The organism is Parvibaculum sp. (assembly GCF_035511255.1).
GTDB lineage: Bacteria > Pseudomonadota > Alphaproteobacteria > Parvibaculales > Parvibaculaceae > Parvibaculum.
On sequence record NZ_DATKFR010000380.1, the window covers coordinates 1 to 3,652 of the forward strand.

4 protein-coding genes are annotated in these 3,652 nt (G+C 64.6%); 3 read left to right on the forward strand and 1 reads right to left on the reverse strand.

Annotation, left to right across the window (positions count from 1 at the left end):
• The 3 genes from VMR03_RS14650 to VMR03_RS14660 all read left to right on the forward strand — a co-directional run.
• Window positions 1-399: PD-(D/E)XK nuclease family protein (locus VMR03_RS14650; protein ID WP_325406494.1), on the forward strand; the 399-nt coding region annotated here is incomplete at its 5' end.
• A 111-nt stretch (window positions 400-510) separates the two neighbouring features.
• Window positions 511-831, forward strand: a complete 321-nt coding sequence (gene trxA / locus VMR03_RS14655; RefSeq protein WP_325406496.1) for a thioredoxin TrxA — start codon at window positions 511-513, stop codon at window positions 829-831.
• Window positions 832-998: 167 nt separating this feature from the next.
• Entirely contained in the window at window positions 999-2,645 is a 1,647-nt protein-coding gene (locus VMR03_RS14660) for a wax ester/triacylglycerol synthase family O-acyltransferase (protein WP_325406498.1), read from the forward strand.
• A 1-nt stretch (window position 2,646) separates the two neighbouring features.
• Here VMR03_RS14660 and VMR03_RS14665 read toward each other — a convergent pair.
• Window positions 2,647-3,652, reverse strand: a 1,006-nt coding sequence (locus VMR03_RS14665) for a bifunctional folylpolyglutamate synthase/dihydrofolate synthase (RefSeq protein WP_325406500.1), incomplete at its 5' end; no start/stop codon positions are given.

Here is a 3,652-nt window from a genome sequence, read left to right on the forward strand (position 1 = left end):
GCCGTCTTCGCCGTGCTCGACGAACCGGCCTTCGCCGACATCTTCGGACCCGCCGGCCGCGCCGAAGTCGCCGTGGTCGGCCGCATCGAATTCGCCGGAAAGCCGACGCTCATTTCCGGCCAGATCGACCGGCTCTGCGTCGGCGAGGAGCGCGTCACGGTCATCGACTACAAGACGAACCGCCCCTCGGCGCAGGCCGTCGCCGAAGTGAGCCCCGCCTATCTTGCCCAGATGGGCGCCTACCGGGCGGTTCTCGCCCAGATCTATCCCGGCCGCGATATCGTCTGCGCGCTTCTCTGGACCGACGGGCCGCGCCTGATGGAACTTCCGGCGGCACTCCTCGACGAAGCCCTGAAAGCCCCTATTGCACAAGAAAAACGCGGCCTTTCAACGCCTTGACCTTGGGGAGGCCGGTTCCTAGATTCATCCCAACGCAGTCTTCAGAGCCCCCTCGGACGGGGCGGGCTGGTTGGCCCGGCAGGGGCCTCCGCCCACAGGAAAGGAACGACGATGTCAACGGACAAGGTAACCGACGCCACATTCGAGTCGGACGTGCTGGATGCGGATGGCCCGGTTCTGGTCGACTTCTGGGCGACCTGGTGCGGCCCGTGCAAGCAGATCGCCCCGGCGCTGGAAGAGATCGCCAAGGAATATGGCGGAAAGCTGCGCGTCGCGAAGATCGATATCGACGAGAACCCGAACACACCGACCAAATATGGCGTGCGCGGCGTCCCCACCATGATGATCTTCAAGGACGGTCAGGTCGCGGCCACCAAGGTCGGCGCGCTGCCCAAGGGCAAGATCGTCGAATGGATCGAAGGCGCGCTCTGAACCGCCACGGGTTTGAATGAAGGGGCCGGCCGAAAGACCGGCCCTTTTGTTTTGCGTCCTTCCAGTTCCCGCCGATCTTCTTGGACTCTCCCCCGTGAAGTGTGCTTGAGTTTCGCTCAAGGATCCGGCCTTCAGGGTCCGCTCTTTGGCCCCTGGGGAGGATGGTCATGGAACAACTCAGTCCAATGGACGCGTCGTTTCTCTATTTCGAAACGGCGAATGCGCCGATGCATATCGGCTCCGTCGCCATTTACGATCAGTCGACGGTCAAGGGCGGCGTTCTCGGTTTCAAGGAAATCCTGAAAAACTACGAAGCGCGGCTTCATCTCGCGCGGTCCTTCCGGCAACGCATTATCCGTGTGCCGATGAGCCTCGATCATCCCTACTGGCTTGAGGATCCGGATTTCGACCTCGAATTTCATGTCCGTCATATCGCCCTGCCGAAACCCGGCGACTGGCGCCAGCTCTGTATTCAGGTCGCAAGGCTTCATGCGCGCCCGCTCGATACGGGCCGGCCGCTCTGGGAATTCACGGTGATCGAAGGCCTCGACAATGTTCAGGGCTTGCCGAAGAGCTGCTTTGCCATCGTCTCGAAGGTCCATCATGCGGCGATCGACGGCGTCTCCGGCGCGGAGATGACGGCGGCCGTGCACGATCTCGAACCCGATGCGGTGCCGACGCCGCCGGAAAAGGCATGGCTCCCCGAGCGCGTGCCGACCGCCGTCGAACTCCTCTCGCGCACCTCCGTCAACAATGTCCGCCATCCGTTCCAGCTTGCCCGTGTCGTCGCGCAATCGGTGCCGGCGCTGGCGCGCCTCGGCGTCGGCCTCTCGGCGGGAAAGCTGAAGCGCGTCGGCCCGGTGCCGCGCACGCGTTTCAACGGCCAGGTCTCGCCGCATCGTGTCTTCGACGGACGCTCGTTCCGATTGAACGACATTCGCGCGATCAAGAACGCTGTCGAGGGGGCGACGGTCAACGACGCGGTCATCGCGATCATCGGCGGCGCGCTCAGGAAATATCTCGAATCGAAGCATGAACTGCCGAAGGATTCACTGATCGCCATGGCGCCCATTTCGGTGCGTGCCCCCGGCGAACAGAAGGCGGCCGGAAATCTCGTCAGCGCCATGTCGGTGGCGGTGCGGTCCGACATCGCCGATCCGCTGGAACGTCTCGTCGCGGTTTTCGAATCGACCACCCGGTCGAAGGAGATGACCAACGCCATCGGCGCGCGCACGCTCACCGATTACACACAGTTCATTCCTTCGACAGTGGCGGGCCTTGCCGCGCGGCTCTACACCAATCTCGGCCTTGCGAACCGCATCACGCCGATCTTCAATACAGTCATCACCAATATTCCGGGGCCGCAGGTTCCGCTCTACATGACGGGTGCGCGCCTCGTCACGCAATTCGGTCTTGGTCCGATCCTCGACGGCATGGGCATCATCCATCCCGTCTTCTCCTATTGCGGCGAGATCACGATCTCCTTCACCTCCTGCCGCGAAATGATCCCGGATCCGGCCTTCTATGCACAATGCATCGAGGAGGCCTTCGAGGAACTGCGTGAGGCGACGAAGGGCATGCATGTGAAGGCGGGGGCAGGTGCCCGCGCCGGTATTGCGCGTGCGGCCGTGCCGGCGGACGTCGCCGCCGCCGAAGCCGCCGCGATGAAAGCGAAACTCGAAAAGAAACCGGCGAAGAAACAGGCGGCGGCAAAGCGCGCATCGCCGAAGAAGCCGGCGGGCAAGCAAGCCGGAAAGCGTAAGCCGGCTCTCGCGGAAGGCGAGACGCCGCCGCGCATCGAGGCGGCCGAATAGCTCAGCCGTTTTCGCGCAGGACGGCGCCGGCGAGATAGAGCGACCCGCAGATCAGAATACGCGGCGGCTCGCTGTCCGCCCGCGCAAGCGCATTCGTGAGCGCCGCCTCGACCGACGGTGCCGGCGAGGCGTCGAGCCCCGCGCCGCGCGCGGCCTCGACCAGCGTTTCGGGCGAAAGGCAGGCCGGATCGTCCGGGATCGCCACCGTCTCGACATGGGCGACGAGGCCCTTGAAGGGCGCGAAAAAACCGCCCGCGTCTTTCGTCTCCTTCATGCCGACGATCATCGTGAGCGGGCGCGGATTGCTCTGCGCGAAATCCGCCATCGCATAGGCGACGACGCGCGCCGCCGAGGGATTGTGTCCGCCGTCGAGCCAGAGTTCGGCATGGGCGGGCAGCATCGCGACCAGCGGTCCATGCGTCAGCCGCTGCAACCGCGCTGGCCATTCGACCTCGCGCAAGCCCCGCGCGATCGCATCCTCGCCGAGCGGTAGCATCTGCGCCTGCCTCAGCGCACAGATCGCGACGCCCGCATTGTCGATCTGATGCCGGCCGGGCAGGCGCGGCAGCGGCAGGTCAAGCAGCCCGTGTTCGTCCTGATAGACGAGATGGCCCTGTTCCTCATGCGCGCTGAATTCCTGCCCCCAGATGAAGAGTGGCGCACCCACGCGCGCGGCCTCCTCCTCGATGGCGGCCCGGCCCTCGTCGGTCTGCGGCCCGATCACGGCGGGAACGCCGCGCTTCAGGATGCCGGCTTTTTCCCGCGCGATCAGATCGATGGTCTCGCCGAGAAACTGCTGATGGTCGAGATCGACCGGCGTGATGATGATGACGGCCGGATGCTCGATCACATTGGTCGTATCGAGACGCCCGCCCATGCCGACTTCGAGGATCAGCGCATCCGCCCTGTGCCGCGCGAAGGCGAGGAAAGCCATGCAGGTCGTGATTTCGAAGAAGGTGATGGGCTGACCGCCGTTGATGCGCTCGCATTCGTCGAGCAATGCCGCA